At 73.7% G+C, this 21,764-nt stretch carries 21 protein-coding genes; 11 read left to right on the forward strand and 10 right to left on the reverse strand.

Going from position 1 to position 21,764, the window contains the following annotated elements; all coding sequences use genetic code 11:
- The first annotated feature begins 352 nt into the window (after positions 1-352).
- Together ACJ9NR_RS31255 and ACJ9NR_RS31260 are read left to right on the forward strand one after the other, a co-directional pair.
- On the forward strand, positions 353-997 hold the full coding sequence (locus ACJ9NR_RS31255; RefSeq protein ID WP_412491370.1) for a histidine phosphatase family protein: 645 nt from the start codon (positions 353-355) through the stop codon (positions 995-997).
- 42 nt (positions 998-1,039) lie between these two features.
- Positions 1,040-2,659: an ABC-F family ATP-binding cassette domain-containing protein gene (locus tag ACJ9NR_RS31260; RefSeq protein WP_412491369.1), complete on the forward strand. Its 1,620-nt coding sequence runs from the start codon at positions 1,040-1,042 to the stop codon at positions 2,657-2,659.
- Positions 2,660-2,763: 104 nt separating this feature from the next.
- On the opposite strand, the gene ACJ9NR_RS31265 is transcribed toward ACJ9NR_RS31260, so the two are convergent.
- On the reverse strand, positions 2,764-3,876 hold the full coding sequence (locus ACJ9NR_RS31265) for a baeRF2 domain-containing protein (RefSeq protein WP_412491368.1): 1,113 nt from the start codon (positions 3,874-3,876) through the stop codon (positions 2,764-2,766).
- Positions 3,877-3,933: 57 nt separating this feature from the next.
- On the opposite strand from ACJ9NR_RS31265, the gene ACJ9NR_RS31270 reads away from it, so the two are divergent.
- Positions 3,934-4,212, forward strand: a complete 279-nt coding sequence (locus ACJ9NR_RS31270) for a DUF6158 family protein (RefSeq protein ID WP_412491367.1) — start codon at positions 3,934-3,936, stop codon at positions 4,210-4,212.
- 10 nt (positions 4,213-4,222) lie between these two features.
- Here the strand turns inward: ACJ9NR_RS31270 and ACJ9NR_RS31275 are convergent, their stop codons facing one another.
- From ACJ9NR_RS31275 to ACJ9NR_RS31295, 5 genes are read right to left on the reverse strand one after another with little or no spacing between them, the layout of a single operon-like run.
- The gene (locus tag ACJ9NR_RS31275; RefSeq protein WP_412491366.1) at positions 4,223-6,319 is read right to left on the reverse strand and encodes a catalase; all 2,097 of its coding nucleotides are present in this window, start codon (positions 6,317-6,319) and stop codon (positions 4,223-4,225) included.
- Positions 6,319-6,861 carry a type 1 glutamine amidotransferase domain-containing protein gene (locus tag ACJ9NR_RS31280; protein WP_412491365.1) on the reverse strand — a complete coding sequence of 181 codons (543 nt, stop codon included), beginning with the start codon at positions 6,859-6,861 and terminating at the stop codon, positions 6,319-6,321. Before ACJ9NR_RS31280 ends, ACJ9NR_RS31275 begins: the two co-directional genes overlap by 1 nt.
- Positions 6,843-7,526: a diguanylate cyclase gene (locus ACJ9NR_RS31285; RefSeq protein WP_412491364.1), complete on the reverse strand. Its 684-nt coding sequence runs from the start codon at positions 7,524-7,526 to the stop codon at positions 6,843-6,845. Before ACJ9NR_RS31285 ends, ACJ9NR_RS31280 begins: the two co-directional genes overlap by 19 nt.
- Complete coding sequence (locus tag ACJ9NR_RS31290) at positions 7,523-7,957, reverse strand: CBS domain-containing protein (protein WP_412491363.1); 435 nt, start codon at positions 7,955-7,957, stop codon at positions 7,523-7,525. The genes ACJ9NR_RS31285 and ACJ9NR_RS31290 overlap by 4 nt, the downstream gene beginning before the upstream one ends.
- Positions 7,954-8,367, reverse strand: coding sequence for a DUF2795 domain-containing protein (locus tag ACJ9NR_RS31295; protein WP_412491362.1), 414 nt, complete (start codon positions 8,365-8,367; stop codon positions 7,954-7,956). The genes ACJ9NR_RS31290 and ACJ9NR_RS31295 overlap by 4 nt, the downstream gene beginning before the upstream one ends.
- A 637-nt stretch (positions 8,368-9,004) precedes the next feature.
- On the opposite strand from ACJ9NR_RS31295, the gene ACJ9NR_RS31300 reads away from it, so the two are divergent.
- The 4 genes from ACJ9NR_RS31300 to ACJ9NR_RS31315 all read left to right on the forward strand — a co-directional run bounded on the left by ACJ9NR_RS31300 (position 9,005) and on the right by ACJ9NR_RS31315 (position 13,236).
- Positions 9,005-9,799 carry an RNA polymerase sigma factor SigF gene (locus ACJ9NR_RS31300; RefSeq protein ID WP_412491361.1) on the forward strand — a complete coding sequence of 265 codons (795 nt, stop codon included), beginning with the start codon at positions 9,005-9,007 and terminating at the stop codon, positions 9,797-9,799.
- A gap of 303 nt (positions 9,800-10,102) precedes the next feature.
- Positions 10,103-10,819 carry a hypothetical protein gene (locus ACJ9NR_RS31305; RefSeq protein ID WP_412491360.1) on the forward strand — a complete coding sequence of 239 codons (717 nt, stop codon included), beginning with the start codon at positions 10,103-10,105 and terminating at the stop codon, positions 10,817-10,819.
- Positions 10,820-10,915: 96 nt separating this feature from the next.
- Positions 10,916-12,163 carry an aminotransferase class I/II-fold pyridoxal phosphate-dependent enzyme gene (locus tag ACJ9NR_RS31310; protein WP_412491359.1) on the forward strand — a complete coding sequence of 416 codons (1,248 nt, stop codon included), beginning with the start codon at positions 10,916-10,918 and terminating at the stop codon, positions 12,161-12,163.
- Positions 12,160-13,236, forward strand: coding sequence for an MBL fold metallo-hydrolase (locus tag ACJ9NR_RS31315; RefSeq protein WP_412491358.1), 1,077 nt, complete (start codon positions 12,160-12,162; stop codon positions 13,234-13,236). The genes ACJ9NR_RS31310 and ACJ9NR_RS31315 overlap by 4 nt, the downstream gene beginning before the upstream one ends.
- Positions 13,237-13,302: 66 nt before the next feature.
- Here the strand turns inward: ACJ9NR_RS31315 and ACJ9NR_RS31320 are convergent, their stop codons facing one another.
- Both ACJ9NR_RS31320 and ACJ9NR_RS31325 read right to left on the reverse strand, forming a co-directional pair.
- Positions 13,303-13,920, reverse strand: a complete 618-nt coding sequence (locus ACJ9NR_RS31320; RefSeq protein WP_412491357.1) for a DedA family protein — start codon at positions 13,918-13,920, stop codon at positions 13,303-13,305.
- Positions 13,917-14,690 (reverse strand): MBL fold metallo-hydrolase, encoded by a 774-nt coding sequence (locus ACJ9NR_RS31325; RefSeq protein ID WP_412491356.1) that lies wholly within the window; start codon positions 14,688-14,690, stop codon positions 13,917-13,919. The genes ACJ9NR_RS31320 and ACJ9NR_RS31325 overlap by 4 nt, the downstream gene beginning before the upstream one ends.
- An 85-nt stretch (positions 14,691-14,775) precedes the next feature.
- Here ACJ9NR_RS31325 and ACJ9NR_RS31330 point away from each other — a divergent pair, with 85 nt between their 5' ends.
- The 4 genes from ACJ9NR_RS31330 (at position 14,776) to dnaK (ending at position 19,989) form a co-directional block, all read left to right on the forward strand.
- On the forward strand, positions 14,776-15,177 hold the full coding sequence (locus ACJ9NR_RS31330) for a hypothetical protein (protein ID WP_412491355.1): 402 nt from the start codon (positions 14,776-14,778) through the stop codon (positions 15,175-15,177).
- Positions 15,178-15,276: 99 nt separating this feature from the next.
- Complete coding sequence (locus ACJ9NR_RS31335; protein ID WP_412491354.1) at positions 15,277-17,337, forward strand: phage holin family protein; 2,061 nt, start codon at positions 15,277-15,279, stop codon at positions 17,335-17,337.
- Positions 17,338-17,529: 192 nt separating this feature from the next.
- Positions 17,530-17,958: an OsmC family protein gene (locus tag ACJ9NR_RS31340; protein WP_412491353.1), complete on the forward strand. Its 429-nt coding sequence runs from the start codon at positions 17,530-17,532 to the stop codon at positions 17,956-17,958.
- Between the two features lie 162 nt (positions 17,959-18,120).
- Positions 18,121-19,989 carry a molecular chaperone DnaK gene (gene dnaK / locus ACJ9NR_RS31345; protein ID WP_412491352.1) on the forward strand — a complete coding sequence of 623 codons (1,869 nt, stop codon included), beginning with the start codon at positions 18,121-18,123 and terminating at the stop codon, positions 19,987-19,989.
- A gap of 9 nt (positions 19,990-19,998) precedes the next feature.
- On the opposite strand, the gene narJ is transcribed toward dnaK, so the two are convergent.
- A complete protein-coding gene (gene narJ, locus ACJ9NR_RS31350; RefSeq protein WP_412491351.1) occupies positions 19,999-20,493 on the reverse strand; it encodes a nitrate reductase molybdenum cofactor assembly chaperone in 495 nt (164 codons plus the stop codon).
- A 434-nt stretch (positions 20,494-20,927) separates the two neighbouring features.
- Positions 20,928-21,740: an SAM-dependent methyltransferase gene (locus ACJ9NR_RS31355; protein WP_412491350.1), complete on the reverse strand. Its 813-nt coding sequence runs from the start codon at positions 21,738-21,740 to the stop codon at positions 20,928-20,930.
- Positions 21,741-21,764: the final 24 nt, after the last annotated feature.

Genomic DNA, 21,764 nt, shown 5'->3' on the forward strand with positions numbered 1-21,764 from the left:
ACAGAACTCCCTCGTTCGACATCGTGTCGGTGAGCTTCACGCTACGCCCGCGTGTCGGATGATGAGACCCCTGTTTTGCCATATGGACTGACCATGCGTCAGTCATCGGCCGGCACGGGCGAGGGCGGCCCCGGGTCCGGCCTCGCTGACCATCGACGCCCGGGGCAAGCGTTCGGTGCGCCGCCCGCGGCCCGCGCCCCGGCGGCCGGCCGGTTCCGCGCGCCGCTCGCGCAGGCGGCGGGGACCGGTTTCCGGCAGGGTGAGGCCGGCCTCGGGGCTCATGCGGTGCCGGTTACCCTGAAGGGCCCGTTCCTTGTCCCACGGGCGGTGAACGACACCCGGAGGGTCCCGCATGCGTCTGCTCCTCGTACGCCACGGCCAGACCCCCTCGAACGTCGACCTCCTGCTCGACACCGCCGTACCGGGCCCGGGTCTGACCGCGCTCGGCGAGCAGCAGGCCGCCGTCCTTCCCGAGGCGCTCGCCGACGAGGACATCGAGGCGCTGTACGCCTCCACACTGGTGCGCACCCAGCTGACCGCGGCCCCGCTGGCCGCCGCCCGCGGCCTGGAGGTCCGGGTCCGCGACGGCATCCGCGAGGTCGCCGCGGGCGATCTGGAGATGCTGCCCGGCGACACGGAGCACGGCCGCCTCTACATGAAGACCGTCTTCGCCTGGGCGGACGGGGACACCGCGCTGAGGATGCCCGGCGGGGAGAGCGGCGAGGAGGCGCTCGGGCGCTACGACGCCGTGGTCGCGGAGGCGGCCCGGTCCGGCGCCGGGACGGTCGCCATGGTCAGCCACGGTGCGGCGATCCGCATGTGGACGGCGGCGCGCGCCGACAACGTCGACGTCCCCTTCGCCGCCGCCCGCCCCCTCGACAACACCGGCGTGGTGGTCCTGGAGGGTTCGCCCGCCGGCGGCTGGAAGGCGCTGTCCTGGGCAGGCGCCCTGGTGACCCCGGCGGGCGAGGGCGGACCCGCGGGCCGGCCCCTATAACCGTTTGCCCGCCCTCCGGGGCGGCCCGCAGAATGCGACCCCATGGGACACCTGGAAGCCGCGCACCTCGAGTACTGCCTCCCCGACGGGAGGACGCTGCTCGGCGATGTCTCCTTCCGGGTCGGCGAAGGGGCCGCCGTGGCCCTGGTGGGACCCAACGGCGCGGGCAAGACGACGCTGCTGCGGCTGATCTCCGGCGAGCTGGCACCGCACGGCGGCACGGTCACCGTCAGCGGCGGCCTGGGCGTGATGCGGCAGTTCGTGGGCTCCGTACGGGACGAGACGACCGTACGGGACCTGCTGGTGTCGGTCGCGCCGCCCCGCATCCGGGAGGCCGCGCGGGCCGTCGACCGGGCCGAGCACGCCATCATGACCGTCGACGACGAGGCGGCCCAGCTCGGCTACGCCCAGGCGCTCGCCGACTGGGCCGAGGCACGCGGCTACGAGGCGGAGACCCTGTGGGACATGTGCACCACGGCCGCACTCGGGGTGCCGTACGAGAAGGCGCAGTGGCGCCAGGTGCGCACGCTCTCCGGAGGCGAGCAGAAGCGGCTGGTCCTGGAGGCCCTGCTGCGCGGCACCGACGAGGTGCTGCTCCTCGACGAGCCGGACAACTACCTCGACGTGCCCGGCAAGCGCTGGCTGGAGGAGCGGCTGAAGGAGACCCGCAAGACGGTCCTGTTCGTCTCCCACGACCGCGAACTCCTCGCCCGCGCCGCCGAGAAGATCGTCTCCGTGGAGCCGTCGCCCGCGGGCGCCGACGCCTGGGTGCACGGCGGCGGCTTCGCAACCTACCACCAGGCGCGGCGCGAACGCTTCGCGCGCTTCGAGGAGTTGCGCAGGCGCTGGGACGAGAAGCACGCCCAGCTGAAGAGGCTGGTGCTGAACCTCCGTCAGGCGGCCAGCGTCAGCCATGAGATGGCCTCCCGCTACCACGCCGCCCAGACCCGGCTGCGCAAGTTCGAGGAGGCCGGCCCACCGCCGGAGCCGCCGCGCGAGCAGGACATCACCATGCGCCTCAAGGGCGGCCGTACCGGCGTACGGGCCGTCACCTGTGCGGCACTCGAGCTCACCGGCCTGATGAAGCCCTTCGACCTGGAGGTCTTCTACGGCGAACGCGTCGCCGTCCTCGGCTCCAACGGCTCCGGCAAGTCGCACTTCCTGCGGCTGCTGGCCGGCGACGAGGTGGCGCACACGGGGCAGTGGAGGCTCGGGGCGCGGGTGGTGCCCGGCCACTTCGCGCAGACCCACGCCCACCCCGAGCTGCGGAACCGCAAGCTGGTCGACATCCTGTGGCAGGAGCACTCCCAGGACCGGGGCGCGGCCATGTCCCGGCTGCGGCGCTACGAGCTGACCGGTCAGGCCGAGCAGACCTTCGAACGCCTGTCCGGCGGCCAGCAGGCCCGTTTCCAGATCCTGCTGCTCGAGCTCCAGGGCGTCACGGCGCTGCTCCTCGACGAGCCGACGGACAACCTCGACCTGGAGTCCGCGGAGGCCCTGCAGGAAGGACTGGAGGCGTTCGAGGGCACGGTCCTCGCGGTCACGCACGACCGGTGGTTCGCGCGCTCCTTCGACCGGTACCTGGTCTTCGGCAGCGACGGCCGCGTCCGGGAGAGCGCTGCTCCCGTCTGGGACGAGCGGAGGGTCGAGCGGGCGCGGTGACCGGTGGCCGGGCCGCCGGGGGGCGTGTCCGGGGGCCGTGCCCCCGGACCCCGCCGCGGCACCGGACGGGACCCGTCGTCAGGCGCCGGACCGGCCGGCCGGGCTCACGTCCACCGCAGCAGTGCGCCCAGGCCGCCCACCGGGACCTCCTCCCGCTCCTGCTCGGCGGCCGTCACCGACAGGGCCGGCGCTCCCGTCGCCACCGCCGAGCGGATCAGCGCGTCGTCCGCCCGGGCCGACCACGAGTGCTGCTCGCCGAGGATCTTCAGGTCCGTGCGGCGGACGGCCAGCTGGTCGGGGTCCTCGCCGATCCAGACCTCGCGGTGGGCGTCGGGACCGTCCGGGCGGATCAGCAGCTCGTCGATGCGGTGCTCCCGGGCGGCCTCCACCAGCGCGGGGACACCCTCGACGGCGCCGGAGTGCCCCTCGGTGTCCGGCTCGCGGGCCGCCACGAAGCGGTCCAGCTCGCGCCGCGCCCGCCGCCGCACATGCTCCTGACGGGCGCTCTCCACGTCCCCGTCGAGGAGCCGGCTGCCGGCGCCGTGCGGGGCCTCGACGACGAGGTCCTTCAGGTGCGCGGGCAGCCGGTCGTGGACGGACCGCCGCTCCCGCTCGTCGCCCACCAGGACCAGCAGGTCGGCCCGGGTCTCCTCCTGGCTGCCGGCCAGCGCGTCGGCGATCTCGCCCGCGTTGTGCTCCCAGGTGTTCTCGACCTTGAGCTGGAAGTGCCGCTCGGACCAGTCGACCGTGCTCGTACGGTGTACCGGCCACTGCCGTCCGGTCACCGAGCCCGCGTCCCGCCGGCCCAGCGAGGTGCGCAGCTCCAGGTCGGCGCCCCTGCGGTCGATGTACGCCACCAGGCAGACCGGGTCCTCCCCGGCCAGCTCCAGCAGCGGCGCGGTGTGCGGCAGGGGTGCCCACAAGGCGCTGTCCCGCTGCGGGGGACGGGCCAGCGGCGGATCGAGGACCACCTCGCCGGCCCGGGCGAACAGGGCCCGCCCGTTCGGCTCGGAAGAGTGCTGCAGTCCGTCGAGGGCCTCGCGCACGGCCTCGCACGTCGCCTGGTCCGCTCCCTGGCCGTCCAGGTCCCTGGCCAGCGCCACGGCGGTCAGATGCCGTTCATGGGGCGTGTCCTGCGTATGCCGGGAAGTGTCGACGTACACGGAGGCCCAGGGGCCGGGTTGTTCGTAGAGTGGATGCAGAAAGGCGAGATCCATGGCTGCCTCCCGGATGCCGCTAGGGACTGTGGAACACCGGGCGGGTACCCGGACCGCATGGACGAACACGACGAGCGGGGCACCACGATGACCGGAGTCGACCCCAGCAGGCTCGATGACCAGCAGCTCATGAAGGAGCTGGAGACGATCCACCGCACGCGCCACGACACACTGCTGTACGGCTCGACGGACGCGCTGCGGGCCCACAACGACCGGATGGCCCAGCTGGAGGGCGAGTTCCTGCGCCGCAACCCGCGGCGCATGGTGGCCGCGGGCCGCACCCGCGAGGGTGCCCGGGAACGCCGCTGCGGGGAGTCGGCGACTCCCCGCAGCTGACGGCGCCCGCTCAGCGGCGGGCCGGCGGCCGGTCCCAGTGCCGGTGCGCCGCGATCGCCGCCACGAAGGCGCGGACGAACTCCGCGTCCGCGGCACCGGGCGAGACGTCCGTCACCACACCCCGGTCGGCCACCACGGAGTCCGTGGACAGCCTGAGGCCGTCCGGTTCCAGGGCGGACAGGACGCCCACGCCGGAGCCGAGCGCGCCCACCGGCTTGCCGTGCAGATAGGCGCTCCGTACGAAGCGCAGCGCGTCCGGGTCCTCGGCCACGGGCGGCGTCCCGTCCGGGCCGCCGGGCACCAGCACGGCGTCGTAGAGCACGGAGGCCACGGTCGGCAGCGCCCGGTCGACCGTGTACTGCGCGCCGTCCGCACCCGTCACCGTGCCGTCCGCCGGCGCCAGCGCCTCGACGACCGCGCCCTCCGCGGCCAGCGCCTCCCGCACGGAGGTCACCTGCCCCGCGTCCACGCCGTCGGTGACGAGGACCGCGACCGTGCGGGTGCGGATCGAGCCGTCGCCGGGCAGCGAGGCGATACTGAGGGCCGGGGACTCGTACTTGTGCGCCGAGCCCTGCGCGCCCGGTTCCGGCACACCGATGCCGCGCGCCACCTCGGCCGCCAGCTCGCCGTCCACCTTGGCCAGTTGCTCCACCGTGCGGGAGCGCACCGTCATCGCGTCGACCTTGCCGAGCTCGAACCGGAAGGCGTCGACGATGTGCTGCTTCTCCCAGTCGGTCATGCTGTGGAAGAACATCGCGGCCTGGCTGTAGTGGTCCTTGAAGCTCTCGCTGCGCTTGCGGATCTTGGCGCCGTCCACCCGCTCCGCGTAGTGCGTGTAGGCGCTCCCGTCGGTGCCCGCGTGCGCGGGGCAGCCGCCGCCGAGCGAGTTGGGGAAGTAGTTCGTGCCCCGGTGGATGGCGCTCTGGTGGTAGCCGTCGCGCTGGTTGGTCCGTACCGGCGCGATCGGCCGGTTCACCGGGATCTGCGCGAAGTTCGGGCCGCCCAGCCGGATCAGCTGCGTGTCCAGGTAGGAGAAGTTGCGGGCCTGCAGCAGCGGGTCGTTGGTGAAGTCGATGCCGGGCACCACGTTCGCGGTGTGGAAGGCGACCTGCTCGGTCTCCGCGAAGAAGTTCTCCGGATTGCGGTTCAGCACCATGCGGCCGATCGGGCGCACCGGCACCTGTTCCTCCGGGATGATCTTCGTGGGATCGAGCAGGTCGAAGTCGAAGGCGAACTCGTCCTCCTCCGGCACGAGCTGGACGCCCAGCTCCCACTCCGGGTACTCGCCCGCCTCGATCGCGTCCCACAGGTCGGCCCGGTTGAAGTCCGGGTTGCGGCCCTGGCACTCCTGCGCCTCGTCCCACACCAGCGAGTGCACACCGAGCTTCGGCTTCCAGTGGAACTTCACGAACGTGCCGCGCCCCTCGGCGTTCACGAACCGGAACGTGTGCACGCCGAAGCCCTGCATCATGCGGTAGCTGCGCGGGATCGCCCGGTCCGACATCAGCCACATCATCATGTGCATCGTCTCGGGCTGCAGCGACACGAAGTCCCACAGGCTGTCGTGCGCGGACGCGCCGGTGGGGATGTCGTTGTGCGGTTCCGGCTTCACCGCGTGCACGAAGTCGGGGAACTTGATGCCGTCCTGGATGAAGAAGACGGGCATGTTGTTCCCGACCAGGTCGTAGTTGCCCTCCGACGTGTAGAACTTCGTCGCGAAGCCGCGCACGTCCCGCACGGTGTCCGCCGAGCCCTTCGGGCCCTGGACCGTGGAGAACCGCACGAAGACCGGCGTCCGCACGGACGGGTCCTGCAGGAAGGCGGCACGGGTGAACTCGGCGCAGGACTCGTACGGTTCGAAGTACCCGTACGCGCCCGCGCCCCGCGCGTGCACCACCCGCTCCGGGATCCGCTCGTGGTCGAAGTGGGTGAGCTTCTCCCGGAAGTGGAAGTCCTCCATCAGGGTCGGCCCGCGCTCGCCGGCGGCCAGCGAGTCGTCGGTGTGGTCGACCTCCACGCCCTGGTCGGTGGTGAGCGGCCCCTCGGCGGGGTCGTCGGCGTGGAAGGACTCCCGCTGCTGCATCTTGCGGTCTGCCGGGGAACCCATCAGCCGGCCCCCTCGGAGAAGACGTGCAGGAACGCGTCGCAGAACGCCTTCAGGTCGTCCGGCTTGCGGCTGGTGACCAGCTTGTTGGGACCCTGGTCGCAGATCTTGACCTGCTCGTCGACCCAGGTGCCGCCCGCGTTGCGGATGTCGGTCTGCAGGCTCGGCCAGGAGGTCATGGTGCGCCCGCGCACGACGTCCGCCTCCACCATCGTCCACGGGCCGTGGCAGATCGCGGCGACCGGACGGCCCTGCTCGAAGAAGTCCTTCACGAACGACACGGCCTTGTCGTCCATGCGCAGGAAGTCCGGGTTGGCCACGCCGCCCGGCAGGACCAGCGCCCCGAAGGAGTCGGCCGATGCCTCGCCCACGACCTCGTCCACGGGGAAGGTGTCGCCCTTGTCGAGGTGGTTGAAGGCCTGGATCTCACCGGACTCGGTGGACACGAGCACGGGCTCGTGCCCGGCGTTCTTCGCCGCCTGCCACGGTTCGGTGAGCTCGACCTGCTCCACACCCTCGGGTGCGGTCAGAAATGCGATACGCATGATGTTCGACGTCCTTTCCTCGCGCGCCGCTTCCCCTGGTCGGAAGCGCGCTCTTTCTTACGGCGGCCCGCGCGCACACAGCGCAGCAGTTCCTCGCCGTACGGCAGCACCACACAGGTGGTGATCGCGGCCGCGACGCCCGCGAGATAGGCGCGGGACAGCGGCCGCTGCCGCGGCACCGGACGCCAGGCGTCACGGTCGCCGCGGCCCCCGCGCAGCAGGGACCCGACCTGGTCGGCGTGCAGGCACATGAGCGCGGACAGCGCGCCGTACGGCAGGGACTCCAGATAGCTGTGGATGTGCTGTTCCAGCGGGGTGACCTCGCGGTCGCTGGCCACCGCCGTCCGCACGTCCCACAGCGCCGTCGCCTCGTGCACCACGGCCCCGAGCGACTGCACGAGCAGCAGCAGGGGATTGACCTCGTAGCGCAGCGTCAGCGCGATGGGGATGCCGACCTCGGTCATCATCAAGGAGTGGATGAGGGATTCCTTGGTGCCCGCGGTGTCCTCGATGCGGCTGCGCCGGTGCATCGCCCAGTCCGCGAGACCGGGCACGAACCAGCCGGGCAGCAGCCCGTAGAGGAGGTAGCGGGTGGTGACGTCACGGACGTCGACCTTGGTCCCGGCGCCGGTGGCGCTGATCTCGGCGGCCTGCCCACGCCTCATAAGGTGTCCTGCCCGTCGGGTTCGGCGCGGCTGATCTCGGCGAGCGCCGAGTCCGGGTCCTGCGCCTCGGCCAGGTCGCCGAGGCTCACCATGCCCACGGGCAGCCCGTCCTCGACGACCGGCAGCCGCCGCACGGCGTGGGCGCGCATGAGCGCCGCGGCCGTCGGCACGGGGTCGTCCGGAGCCACCAGCAGGGGCTTTGCGCTGCAGACGGAGCGCGCGCTCGCGGTCACCGGGTCGATGCCTTCGGCGACCGCCCGCACGGTGATGTCGCGGTCCGTGAGGACACCGACGACCCGCTGTCCGTCGGCCACCACCACATCACCGATGTCCTGCGCGCGCATCAGCTGCGCCGCCTCGACGAGCGAGGCGTCGGGGCGGACGGCGACCACGCCCGGGGTCATGACGTCCCTGACGAAATCGGCCGTCACTGCGAGCCCCTCCCGGCGTTCTCGGACCCGGCGTTCCCGGGCCGGGTCAGGGCCTCGGCCAGTTCCTGCACGTTCTGGTAGCGGTCCTTGCGGGGCAGCCGCTCCAGCGCCTCGACGAGGACGTCGGGCGCGTTCTCGCGGCGCAGCACGGCCGTCAGCTCGCCGGGGCCGGCGGGGAAGGAAGTGCGTCCCAGGATGCGGGCCAGCTCCAGCCGGACCGTCTCGAACGGCGCGCCGGTGCTCCCCGGCGCCACCGGGCCGCCCGCCACCTCGGGGTCGTCGTCGGCGGTCGGTTCCGGGTCGTGCCACTCCTCGGTCCGTGTGGGGTGCCCGGAACGGAGCAGTCCCTGCAGTTCGTGCTTCATCTCGTCGTCGCGATGGACGCTCAGCCGGTCGTTGCCTCGCTGCATGGCTCCCTCCAGATCTTCGGGGTCCGCACCGCGTACCCGGAGACCGGACGCCGACACGGGGTTTGCCGGCCCCGTCCGAGGAGACCCGGAGCGCGCCCCCCACGGACATCACCTGGGGAGGGACGCGCCATGGCCGTTCTCGCAGTGATCATCCCGATCCTCATGCTGGGCCTGGTGCTGGCACTGGGCCGCTACGAGGAACTCCTGCTGCCGAGCGGACGGGAGGAAGGGGACCGGCAGGCCCCGGAGCCTTCCGTTTCCCGGCGGTCCCGGCGGTCCCGGCGGCCTGTCTCCCCCCGGCCTGTCTCCCCTCGGCCCGTCTCTCCGCGGCCTGTTGCTTCCCGTCGGTCCCCGCTCACTTCGCGCGGTACGGCGGGAACGCCCGCCTCTTCGCCCTGACGCCCCGTCTGCCTTCGCCCTGACGCCCCCGCCCGCGCCCGCGCCCGTCGGCTTCCGGGAGGACCCGCGCGCAGGTTTGCGGCGGCGGCTGCTGGGCAGGCGCAGTTGAGTGCTTCGGACAGGAGGCACGTCCGTGGGTGCGGCACCGCGCCGCCCGGACCGTGTCTGTCCGAACGCGTGTTCGCCCTCCCATGGTGACCGTCCATGTCAAAGCACCACCAAGGGAGTTGCGACCCCCATGCCCACCAAAGTGAGCGCGAAGAACCACCCCCACGACGACGCCCCCGACACCGCCCAGGCCTTCCGTGAACTGGCCGGGCTCCCCCCGGGACCGCGGCGCGACGCCCTGCGCGGGCAGATAGTCGAGGCCTGGCTGCCGATGGCCGAACGGCTCGCGGGGCGTTTCCGCAGCCGCGGGGAGAACTACGAGGACCTGCGGCAGGTCGCCTCTCTGGGGCTGGTCAAGGCCGTGGACCGGTACGACCCCGAACGCGGCAACGCCTTCGAGAGCTATGCCGTGCCCACCATCACCGGCGAGATCAAGCGGCACTTCCGCGACCACATGTGGACGCTGCACGTGCCGCGCCGGGTCCAGGACCTGCGCAACCGGGTACGGTTCGCGAGCCAGGACCTCTCCCAGACGATCTCGGGCCGCAGGCCCACCACCGCGGAGATCGCCCAGCACGCCGATCTGAGCGAGGAGGACGTCCAGGTCGGCCTGGAGGCGCTGGAGAGCTTCACCGCGCTCTCGCTCGACGCCGAACTGCCCGGCAGCGACGACGGGTACTCCCTGAGCGACGCCCTCGGCTCACCCGACGCCGCGCTGGACACCGTCGTGGACCGTGAGTCCGTCAAGCCGCGGCTGGCCGCGTTGCCCGAGCGGGAGCGGGCCATCCTGTACATGCGGTTCTTCGGCGACATGACGCAGAGCCGGATCGCCGAGCAGCTCGGCATCTCGCAGATGCACGTCTCCCGGCTGATCAGCCGCTGCTGCGACCGGATGCGGGACCAGATCATGCGCGAGTCGGCCTGAACGGTCCGGACGAAGCCCCCGCGGTCCGGCAGCGCCCGGCCGCGGGGGCGGCGCGTCCAGGCGCGTGCGCGGGACGGGACGCGTGCGGCGGGGCGCTCGGCCGGCGCCGCAGCCGCTCCGAGCCGACGCCGCACCCGCTCCGGCCGGAGCGCCCGGTGCGGTGGGCCGTGTCACCCGCCCGGGTGTTTTCGTCCCGCGAACGGAGCCCCGCCGCGCGCGCCTCGGGGCGGGGCGGTCTGTGCTGGGTTATGGGGCACGACCTGCGTGCTCCTGAGAAACCCGTCGGTCGAAGGAGCCCCGCCCATGCGTCCCACCGCCCGTGTCCTCTCCGTGGCGGCCCTGGCCAGTGCCACGCTCGGCTTCGCCGCCTCGGCCGCCCTCGCGGACCCGGGGGCGGAGGTCAGCCCGAGCAGTGTCTCCCCGGGCGGCAGCGTCACCGTCTCGGTCACCTGCGAGGCCACCGGCGGCGAGGCCCCCGCCACCATCGACGCCACGTCCGAGGCCTTCGACGAGGGCACCGTCCAGCTCCAGCGGGTCCCCGGCACCGGCGACGAGAGCGCCGGCCCCACCTACCGGGGCACCGCCCGTGTCTCCTCCACCGATGACCTCGCGGCGGACGACGGCCCCGACGACGCGGCCCAGGACGCCTCCTGGACCGTCGACGGCACCTGCCCGGCCGCACCCGGCGGCAAGGGCAAGCCGTGGCACGCCGGTTTCCACGCGAACGACGGCGGCGGGGCGGTACCCGGAGGCGACGACGGCGGCGTCGCCCCGGGCGGCGGCAGCGGCGTCGAACCCGGCGGCGTCGAACCCGGCGGCGACGGCGCCGGCCGGCCCTGTGCCGGGCCGGATGCCGGTCCCTGCGCCGACGCGCCGGTCCAGCACGGCGTAGAGGCCGGTGAGGGCGGCTCCTTCACCGGCTCCGTGCCCGCGCTGGTGGCGGGCGGCATCCTGATCGCGGGGGCGCTGGGCGCGGCAGGCTACCGGCTGCGCCACCGGGTCCTGGCCCCGCGCGGCTGACACCGCCTGTGACGGGCGCAACGCCGGCGGACACCCATGGCCCGGCGGCACCCTGGGTACTCAGGGCCCCAGGGCCATGACTGCGCGGAGGTACGTATGCGGCGGACGGACCCGGAAGGCCGCGGCCCCGTCCGTTACGGGCCCCCGCTCCCCGAGGACGGGCTGCCCGTGCCGCCCGGACTCGCCGCCGCACTGGCCGCGGCCGCGACCCGCACCGAGGGGGAACCCATCGGCGGCGGAGCGGACCTGACCGGGGCCGCCTGCGGCTACTGGGAGCGGCGCGGCCTGACCGCCGAGCCCGGCCTCGTGGCCGCCGCCCCCGGCGCGCCCGCCCTGCTGCTCGCGCTGACCGCCGCGCTCGGCGGCGACGTCCTGGTGCCCAGGCCCTGCGCGGCCTGGTGGGCGCCGTACGCGCGCCTGCTGGGAAGGCCGGTCTTCCACGTCGCGACTCCGGCCGAGAGCGGTGGCGTCCCGGATCCGTTCGCCCTGCTGGAGACCGTGCGCCGGGTGCGCGCCGAGGGCGGTGACCCGCGGCTGCTCGTGCTGTCGGTCGCCGACGACCCCACGGCCACCGTCGCCCCGCCCGACGTGCTGCACGAGTGCGTCGAGGCCGCCGCCGGCGCGGGCCTGCACCTGGTCAGCGACGAGACCTGGCGCGACACCGTGCACGACCCGCACGAGACCGTGCTGGTCAGCCCCGCCGAGATGCTGCCCGACCGGGTCACGGTCGTCACCGACCTGGCGGGCGCGCTGCTGCCGCCGGGCTGGCCGGCCGCGGTCGCCCGGTTCCCGGTGGACGACTCCGGCCGCGCGCTGCACGCGCGCGTGCTGGACGTGCTGACCGCGCTCGGCGCCCGGATCGCGGGACCGGTCGCCGTCCCCGCCGCCTGTGCGCTGGCGGAGCCGGAGCCGGTCACCGCCCGGGTGCGCGCCGCCGTACGCCTGCACGCGTGCGTGGCCGCCGCCGTGCACAAGGAGATCGTCGCGGCGGGCGCCCTGTCCCGGCCCCCGCAGGCCGGCCGGCACCTCTACGCCGACCTCGGCCCGCTGCGCCCCGCGCTCACCGCGCGCGGTGTGGGCGACGCGCAGGAGCTGGAGGACTTCCTCGCCGCCCGGCTCGGCATGTCCGCGCCCGGCGGCCACCGCTTCGGCGACGCACTCGGCGCCCTGCGCGTGCGCCTGTCCACCGGCGCGTTCCTGGGGCGCACGGACGAGGAACGCGCGGAATGCCTCGCTTCCCCCATGCCCCTGGAACTGCCACACGTGCAACGCGCGTTGACCCATGTGAAGTCGGTCTTCGACGACCTTCGCGACGACGCTCGGCGACGGGAGCCTCCTCGATGACGCAGCAGTCCGAGTCGACCACCACGGGCACGACCACGAGCGCGACCGGCCGGGAAGCCGGCGCTCCCGCGTCCACGCGGGAGTTCGCGCCCCCCTTCCCGCCCCTCGCCGAACCCCGCCCGCTGGGTGAGCGCCGGGTCTGGCCCCGGACCTTCCACGACCGTCTGACCGCTCCGCTGCCCGGGCTGAAGGCCATGGCCCGCTTCGCCCGCGAGGGCGCCATCCGCCCCGGGCCCGAGGGTCTCGCCGGCATTCACCGGCTGCCCTGCGAGCCCGGGCCGGTGCCCCGCGCCGACGCCCGCACCGTCGCGGTCTCCTGGGCGGGACACGCCAGTTGGGTCGTGCAGATCGGCGGGCTGACCGTGCTCACCGACCCGGTCTGGTCCCGCCGCATCCTCGGCACCCCGGCGCGCGTCACCCCGGTCGGCATCGACTGGAACAGCCTCCCGCGCGTGGACGCGGTCGTCATCAGCCACAACCACTACGATCATCTGGACGCCCCCACGCTGCGCCGCCTCCCGCGCGACACCCCGGTGTTCGTGCCCGCGGGCCTGGGCGCCTGGTTCCGCCGCCGCCGCTTCACCACCGTCACCGAGCTGGACTGGTGGGAGGCGTCCGAACTGGACGGAGTGCGGCTCGACTTCGTGCCCGCCCACCACTGGTCCAAGCGCACCCTCACCGACACCTGCCGCTCCCTGTGGGGCGGCTGGGTCCTCACGGCCCCCGACGGGCGGCGCGTCTACTTCGCCGGCGACACCGGCTACGGCCACTGGTTCTCCCGGATCGGCCGCCGCTACCCGGGCATCGACCTGGCCCTGCTCCCCATCGGCGCCTACGACCCCCGCTGGTGGCTCAGCGACGTCCACTGCGATCCCGAGGAAGCGGTACGGGCGGCCCAGGACGTGGGCGCGCGGAGGATGGCCCCGATGCACTGGGCCACCTTCGTCCTCTCGGCGGAACCCGTGCTGGAGCCCCTCACCCGGGTCCGCGCGGCATGGGAAGGGGCCGGTCTGGACCGCGACGACCTCTGGGACCTGCCGATCGGAGGGTCCCGGGTGCTGCGGCATCCCTAGACCGGGTCCGGGGCGCCGCGGGAACCATGCGACCGGCCACGACGGGCCCGCACCCGGGACGACCCCTCACCGCGCGGCCCGCACCCGCCGCCACACACCGGGCGCCGCGCTGATCACGACGGTCAGCGCGACCGCCGCCACCACACCCTCCCAGGGCTCGGGGAACAACGAGCCCCCCAGAATCCCGATCACCTGATACGTCACGGCCCAGGCGACGCACGCCGGCAGGTTGCCCCGGGCGAACCGCCGCATGGGCCACTTCGCCAGCAGACAGGCCAGCATCACCGGGATCCGCCCGGCCGGCACCAGCCGGGAGAGCACCAGCACGGCGATCCCGTGCCCCGCCAGCTTCGACTGCGCCTGCTCGAGCCGGTCCTCCGGCGCCCGCGCCCGGATCGCCTCCAGCCACCGCGAGCCGTTCTTCGACCTCATCCCGCGCCGCCCCAGCCAGTACAGCGCCGCGTCCCCGAGGAACGCGGCCAGCGACGCCGTGACGAACACCAGCGCCAGTGAGAACGGCGACGTCTGGTGGAAGGCCACCACGGCCGCCGAACTCACCAGTGCCCCGGTCGGGATGACCGGCACCAGGGCCCCGAACAGCACCAGCAGGAACAGCGACGGAGCCCCGAACGCCTGCTGGGTGGACTCGGGCAGCACGGTCGCCGGGAAGGCGAGCCACGTCACCGGGCGACCTCCAGCCGTATGCTCTCGCCGTGCCCGAGCCGGTGCACGTCGACCCCGGGGGCGTACTCGCCCGCGAGGCGCACGAACTCCTCGCCGGGGGAGTGGAACTCGTGCGGCCGCACCGCGTCCATCCCCACCGGCCAGTACGTGCCGTAGTGCACCGGCAGCGCGCTGCGCGGCGCGAGCCGGGTGAGCGCGCGGGCCGCGCGCCCCGCGTCCAGGTGCTCCTCGCCGAGGAACGGGCCCCAGCCGCCCACCGGCAGCAGCGCCACGTCGACCGGCCCGACCTCCCGCGCCATCGCGTCGAACAGCCCGGTGTCCCCGGCGAAGTAGGTGCGCCCCTCGCCCTCGACGACGTAGCCGAGCGCGGGGCAGCGGTGCGGTCCGAACGGCAGCCGCCGGCCGTCGTGCCGTGCGGGGACGGCCCGTACGACGACCTCACCGACCCTCACCCGGTCACCGGGCGCCACTTCGCTCACCCTGAGGTGAGTGAGCCGGCGCAGTCCGGGGACCGCCCGGGGCGCACCCCGGGGCACCAGCAGGCGCGTGCCCTCGGCGAGCCGCTCCAGGGACGGCACATGCAGGTGGTCGGCGTGCAGATGCGAGACCAGGGCGGCGTCGGCGCGCCAGGCGCCCGGCGGCGGCAGCGCCCCGCGGCGGCGGCGGAGGTGGGCGAGGCGGCGCGCGAACAGGGGGTCGGTCAGCAGGCGCACGCCGGAGTCACTGACCGTGCAGGTGGCGTGACCCCACCAGGTGATGTCCACCGGCACCGTTCTTTGCCTCCTTCGCGCGACTCCCCGAAGCCTACGGGCAGGAGTAGGGTCGGCGCCGAAACCCAGAGGTGAGGGGGACGCCATGGGACCGGTGCGGGTCACGGCGATCGCGAGTCTGACGCCGCTCGAGGAACTGGACGCCGATCCCTTCCTGGTGGACTCCCGCAGCCAGCACGCCATGTGCGCCCGCTGGGCCGCCGAGCGGGGTTACATCGTCAGCCGGGAGCTGCTGGTGCGGGGAGTGCGGGCGGACCACTGCGTGCTGTGGGACGGCGTCCGGCCGGGGGTCGACCTGTTCGTGGCGCCCAGCCGCCGGGTGCTGGAGAGCGCGCTGTCGTCGGTCGAGGAGTTCACCGCGGAGTGCGCCCGGCGGGGGGTGCGGGTGGAGACCGTGGGTTCCGCGGAGCCCTGCTACGACGCGCAGATGAAGGCGCGGGTGCACCGGAGGCTGTCGATGCCGACCGCCGGGTACGACGGGCGGTGAGACGGCCGCTCCCCCGGCGGGAAGAGGTTGTCCGACCCGTATGACAGGCTGAGTACAGGCCCGCAGCGACGACGGGCCGGGACATGAGGTGGGCTGGGCGTGCGTGGCGGGCGGTGGCGGCGGATCGCGAGTCAGGTGGGGCGGAGCGTCACGGTGTGGGCGGTCTCCACGCTCACCATGCTCGTGCTCGCCGGCATCCTGCCGGACTTCCGGCTCCAGTCCCCCGACGGCGAGAGCGCCACGCACATAGCCGTCACCGCCGCTTTCGGCGCCGGTGCCTTCGGTGTGCTGTCGGCCCTGGTGTGGCCGCTGCTGGTACGGCTGATGCTGCTCGTGCCCGCGCTCGTGCTGGGGCTGCTGGTCTTCGTCCTGAACGGTTCCCTGCTGCTGGTCGCCCTGCGGCTGAACCCCTCCAGCAGCGCCGAGGCCGCACCCGAGACGGCCGTGGTGGTGGCCGCCGTCATGTCCGCCGTCGCCTCCGCGACCGGCGCCGCCCTCGCGGTGCGCGACGACGACGCCTACCGGCGCCGCCTGTACCGGCTCTCCGACCGCCGCCGCAGACACCGGCCCCCGGGACCCTCCACCCCGGGCACGGTCTTCCTGCAACTCGACGGCGTGGGCCACGACGTGCTCGTGGCCGCGGCCGGCAAGGGCGTGATGCCCACGGTGGCCCGGTGGCTGGGGGCCACCCACCGGCTGACCCCCTGGCGCACCGACTGGTCCAGCCAGACCGGCGCCAGCCAGCTCGGCATCCTGCACGGCAGCAACCACGACGTCCCGGCCTTCCGCTGGTACGAGAAGGACACCCGCGAGGTGATGGTCTGCAACCGGCCGACCAGCGCCGCCGAACTCCAGCGCCGGGCCGTGGAGCGCACCGGCGAGGGCGGGCTGCTCGCCGCCGACGGCGCGAGCCGCGGCAACCTCTTCAGCGGCGGCGCCGACGAGCAGGCACTGGTGCTGTCCATCGCCACCCGCCGCCGCGGCCGGGACAACCGCTCCCGGGCGGGCTACTTCGCGTACTTCTCCGACCCGGCCAACGCCGTGCGCACCGCCATGTCCTTCGTCGCCGAGGCCGGCCGCGAGATCGGCCAGTCCACCCGGGCCGTCGCCCGCAGACAGCGCCCGCGGGTCGCCCGCGGCGGCCTCTACCCCTTCGTACGCGCCTTCGCCACCGTCGTCGAACGGGACGTCGTCGTCGCCGCGGTGATGGGCGACATGCTCGCCGGACGCACCGCCGTCTACGCCGACCTCGTGGCCTACGACGAGGTGGCGCACCACTCCGGGCCGGTGAGCCGGGACGCCGAGAAGGTCCTCGAACGCCTCGACCGCGCGCTGGAGCTGATCGCGAACGTCGCCGAGCACGCCCCGCGGCCGTACCGGATCGTCGTCCTGTCCGACCACGGGCAGAGCCCCGGCGAGACCTTCCGCGCCCGCTACGGCCTCGGCCTCGGCGACCTGGTGCGGGCCGGCTGCGGGCTGCCCGTGCCGCGCAGGGCGCGGCGCACCCACAGCGGAGCCGAGGCCCGGGCCGCCGTCCGGGCCGCGCTGCGCCGGCCCGTCGAGGCCGGCGGGGAGCTGCAGCACCCCTCCCGCCGCCGCTCCGAGCCGCTGGTGCTGGCCTCCGGCAACCTCGGCCTGATCTCGTTCCCGGACGTGCCGCACCGGATGAGCAAGGAGGAGATCGACGCCCGCCACCCGGCGCTGCTGACGACGCTCGCCAACCACCCAGGCATCGGCTTCCTGCTGGTGCGCAGCGAGGAGCACGGCGGGGTCGTGCTGGGCGCGTACGGCGCCGAGATCCCGCTCGACCGGCTGGACGACGAGCCGGGCCCGCTGGAGCCGTTCGGTCCCGGCGCCGCCGACGCCGTCCGGCGCACCCACTCCTTCCCGCACACCGCCGACATCATGGTCAACTCCTTCCACGACCCGGCCGACGGCGAGGTGCTCGCCTTCGAGGAGCAGATCGGCTCGCACGGCGGGCTCGGCGGCGCGCAGTCCAGACCGTTCCTGCTCTCCCCGCTCGCCTTCTCCGAGCCGGCCGAGGACGGGCTCGAACTCGTCGGCGCCGAGCGGATGCACCGCGTCCTGCGCCGCTGGCTGCGCGAGTCCAACGGCCCCCAGGTGCCGGTGGAGAGCGACCAGGAGGAGCGGGCGGCGTGAGAACCGGCCGCCGGTGATCACGGACGGCCGGTGCGACGAGCTGCGGGTGCGGCGCGCGCACCCGTATCCGATCCCGCGGGTCGCGGCCGCCGTTCACCGCCCGCGGGCCGGTCTTCCGGGTGCGGTGGGCCGGAGTGTGATCGGATGGGGTCCCGAGCACCAAGCAACAGCCCGAATTCGAAAGGATTCACCGTGGCCACCACGCGCTCCGCACACACCGTCTGGGAAGGCAACCTGACCGAGGGCAGCGGTGTCGTCAACTTCGACTCCTCCGGTGCCATCGAGGCGCAGCCCGTCACCTGGGCCTCGCGCTCCCAGGAGGCGGGCGGCAGGACCAGCCCCGAGGAGCTGATCGCCGCCGCGCACTCCAGCTGCTTCTCCATGGCGCTGTCGCACGCCCTGAACGGCGCCGGCACCCCGCCCACCAAGCTGGTCACCTCGGCGGACGTCGGCTTCCAGCCGGGCGAGGGCATCACCGGCATCCACCTCACCGTCGAGGGCACGGTCCCCGGCATCGACAACGACGCCTTCGTCGCCGCGGCCGAGGACGCCAAGAAGAACTGCCCGGTCAGCCAGGCCCTGACCGGCACGACGATCACCCTGTCGGCCAAGCTCTCCTGACGCCCGCCCTGCCGGGGTCCCCTGCGTGCCGCGCTCCCACAAGGGGGGCGCGGCACCGGCGTTCGCGGGGTACCCGGGGTACTCGGGGTATGCGGCATTGACAACAGCGCACTCAAGTTTTGTGCTGGTGTCTGAGGAGTGCCCTGGCGGAAGGGGACGGAAATGGCACGTGCGGTCGGGATCGATCTCGGGACCACGAACTCGGTGGTGGCCGTCCTGGAGGGCGGCGAGCCCACGGTCGTCGCCAACGCGGAGGGGGCCAGGACCACACCGTCGGTCGTGGCCTTCGCCAAGAACGGCGAGGTGCTGGTCGGAGAGGTCGCCAAGCGGCAGGCCGTGACGAACGTGGAGCGGACCGCCCGCTCGGTGAAGCGGTACATGGGCGACGCGCACTGGCGTTTCCCGGAGCAGGGGTCCGTCGACGGCACGCGCTACCGGGCGCAGGAGCTGTCCGCGCGCGTGCTGCAGAAACTCAAGCGGGACGCCGAGTCCTACCTCGGCGAGGACGTCACCGACGCGGTGATCACCGTCCCCGCGTACTTCGACGACTCGCAGCGGCAGGCGACCAAGGAGGCCGGGGAGATCGCGGGCCTGAAGGTCCTGCGGATCATCAACGAGCCGACGGCCGCCGCCCTCGCCTACGGCCTGGACCGGGGCGAGGAGCAGACCGTGCTGGTCTTCGACCTCGGCGGCGGCACCTTCGACGTGTCGCTGCTGGAGATCGGCGACGGCGTCATCGAGGTCAAGGCCACCAACGGCGACACTCACCTCGGCGGCGACGACTGGGACCAGCGGATCGTGGAGCACCTGGTGAAGAAGTTCCAGGGGCAGTACGGCATCGACCTCGGCAAGGACAAGATGGCCCTGCAGCGGCTGCGGGAGGGCGCCGAGAAGGCCAAGATCGAGCTGTCCAGCTCCTCCGAGACGACGATCAACCTGCCCTACATCACCGCCTCCGCCGAGGGCCCGCTGCACCTCGACGAGAAGATGACCCGCGCCCAGTTCCAGGAGCTCACCGCCGATCTGCTCGATCGCTGCAAGACCCCCTTCCACCAGGCGGTCAAGGACGCCGGCATCAAGCTGTCCGCGGTCGACCACGTCATCCTCGTCGGCGGCTCCACCCGGATGCCGGCCGTCACCGACCTGGTCAAGGAGCTCACCGGCAAGGAGCCGCACAAGGGCGTCAACCCCGACGAGGTCGTGGCCGTCGGCGCGGCGCTGCAGGCCGGCGTGATCCGCGGCGACGTCAAGGACGTCCTGCTGCTCGACGTCACCCCGCTGTCCCTGGGCATCGAGACCAAGGGCGGCATCATGACGAAGCTGATCGAGCGCAACACGACCATCCCGACGCGGCGTTCGGAGATCTTCACCACGGCCGCGGACAACCAGCCCTCGGTGGGCATCCAGGTCTACCAGGGCGAGCGGGAGATCGCCGCGTACAACAAGAAGCTCGGCGTCTTCGACCTGACCGGGCTGCCGCCCGCGCCGCGCGGGGTGCCGCAGATCGAGGTGGCCTTCGACATCGACGCCAACGGCATCATGCACGTCTCGGCCAAGGACCTGGCGACGGGCCGCGAGCAGAAGATGACGGTGACCGGCGGCTCGGCCCTGCCCAAGGACGACATCGACCGCATGATGCGGGAGGCGGAGCAGTACGCGGAGGAGGACCGCAACCGCCGCGAGGCCGCCGAGACCAGGAACCAGGCGGAGCAACTCGTCTACCAGACCGAGAAGTTCATGCGGGACAACGAGGAACGGATCCCGCCCGACACCAGGTCGGAGGTCGAGGCCGCGGCCACCGAGCTGAAGGGCCTGCTGGAGCGGAACGCGGAGACGGGCGAACTGCGCACCGGCGTCGAGAAACTCGCCACCGTCAGCCAGAAGATGGGCCAGGCCATGTACGCGTCCGCCTCCGGCGACTCGACCGACGCACCGGGCACGGCGCACGAGCAGAGCACATCCGACGAAGAGGGTGTGGTGGACGCGGAGATCGTGGACGAGGACAAGGAGCAGAAGGGAGGAGCGGCGTAGGCCGTGCCCTCACGGGCGTTCCCCGGTGCCGGCGGCCGGCAGTGCGGCGCACACGGCGTCCAGGACGGACGCGTACGGCGTGCCGAGGCCGGTCAGGTGGGAACGGAGCCGGCGCAGGGCGTCGCGGTGCTCGGTGAGGAGGGCGGTGTCGCCGGTGCGGGCCGTGTACTCCAGGACCGCGGGCAGGAAGTCCGGCACCTCCTCGCCGGTGAACGTCAGGCCCGCGGCACGGTAGACGTCCGCGAAGCGCGCCAGCGACGTACCGTTGCCGCGGACGCCGCCGTGCCCCCACCAGGTCAGGCAGAGGGTCTGGCGGTTCTCGGCACCGAAGAGCTGCCCGTAGTGCGCGGCCAGTTCCCGGGCCGGCGTCACGGCCGCGTGGTCGGCGAACGCGCGCAGCTGCGGGGCGGCCTCGCGCAGCAGCGGCAGCCGGGCGCGGAAGTCCTCGCCGGGGTAGGTGAGGCAGAGCGCGGCGGCTTGGTAGAGCACGGCGTCCGAGGGCATCGGACCTCCTTCGCGTCGGCCGTGCGGTGCCCGCTCCGGACGGGAAGGCCGTCCGCGGGCACCGGTGGCGGTTGCCTGCGTCCCGGGGACCGGGCGGAGGGGCGGGGACCGCCCGGGCCCCGCCGCGTCCTCGCGACCGAGCTCGGCGTGCAGGCGCTGTTCGAGGACGCGGCGGCCCTCGGGCGGCGCCGTGTCCCGCGGCCGTCGCGCGCCGCCGACGGCGGCGGGCCGCGCGGCGGCGACGGGCCCGGCGGGAGCGGCCGTGCCGGGACGCCGGCGCCTCCCGGCGCGCGCCGGCGCCGTGCCCGGCCGGGTGGGCGGTGTCCGTATGTCGGCCACGTGCGCTCCCTTGCTCGCCCTGTGCCTCGACGCTAGGGGCGGGCGGGGGAGCGTACCCGTTCACGGCACCCGAACGGGTGCACCGGAGGCCGGTGTCAGGGCTTGCGGGCGACCCCCGCGTACACCGGCACGACACCCTCCGCCTGGGCCGCCACGTCCTCGGCCTCCGGACGCCATCCGGTCACCGGGATCACTCCGGGACCGAGCAGCTCCAGCCCCTCGAAGAAGCGCTGGAACTCGGTGATCGAGCGGGGGAAGAAGGGGGTGCCGCCGGCCTTGAAGGCGTCCGCCGCCTGCGCGACGGCCTCCGGATTGAGGTCGGCGGTGACCTGCGACAGGATCAGATGACTGCCCGGGGCGAGGGCCGCGAGGTACGTCCGCAGCAGGCCGTGGACGTCGTCGCCGTCGGCCTCGTCGCCCAGGTAGTGGGTCAGCGCGACCAGCGACAGCGCGACGGGCCGGGTGAGGTCCAGGGACTCGGCGGCCCGCCGCAGCAGGGTTTCGGCGTCGCGCACGTCCGCGTGCACGTAGTCCGTGGTGCCCTCCCCCGAGCCGCGCAGCAGCGCCTCGGCGTGCCGCAGCACGATCGGGTCGTTGTCCGCGTACACCACCCGGGCGTCCGGCGCCACGCCCTGCGCGACCTGGTGCAGATTGGGCTCGGTGGGGATGCCCGTGCCGATGTCCAGGAACTGACGCGTCCCCGCCTCGGCGACGGTGCGGACGGCCCGGTGCATGAACCTTCTGTTGGCGCGCGCCCCGCGGACGGCGGTGCTGTCCAGGGCGAGGATCCTGCGGGCCAGTTCCTCGTCCACCGGGTAGTTGTCCTTGCCGCCCAGCCACCAGTCGTACACGCGGGCGGGGTGCGGGCGGCTGGTGTCGATCTGCGGTAAGGCGTCGGATCCGGACATGCGGTGTCTTCTCCTCGGGGCAGG

This window comes from Streptomyces sediminimaris (assembly GCF_047049295.1).
GTDB lineage: Bacteria > Actinomycetota > Actinomycetes > Streptomycetales > Streptomycetaceae > Streptomyces > Streptomyces sediminimaris.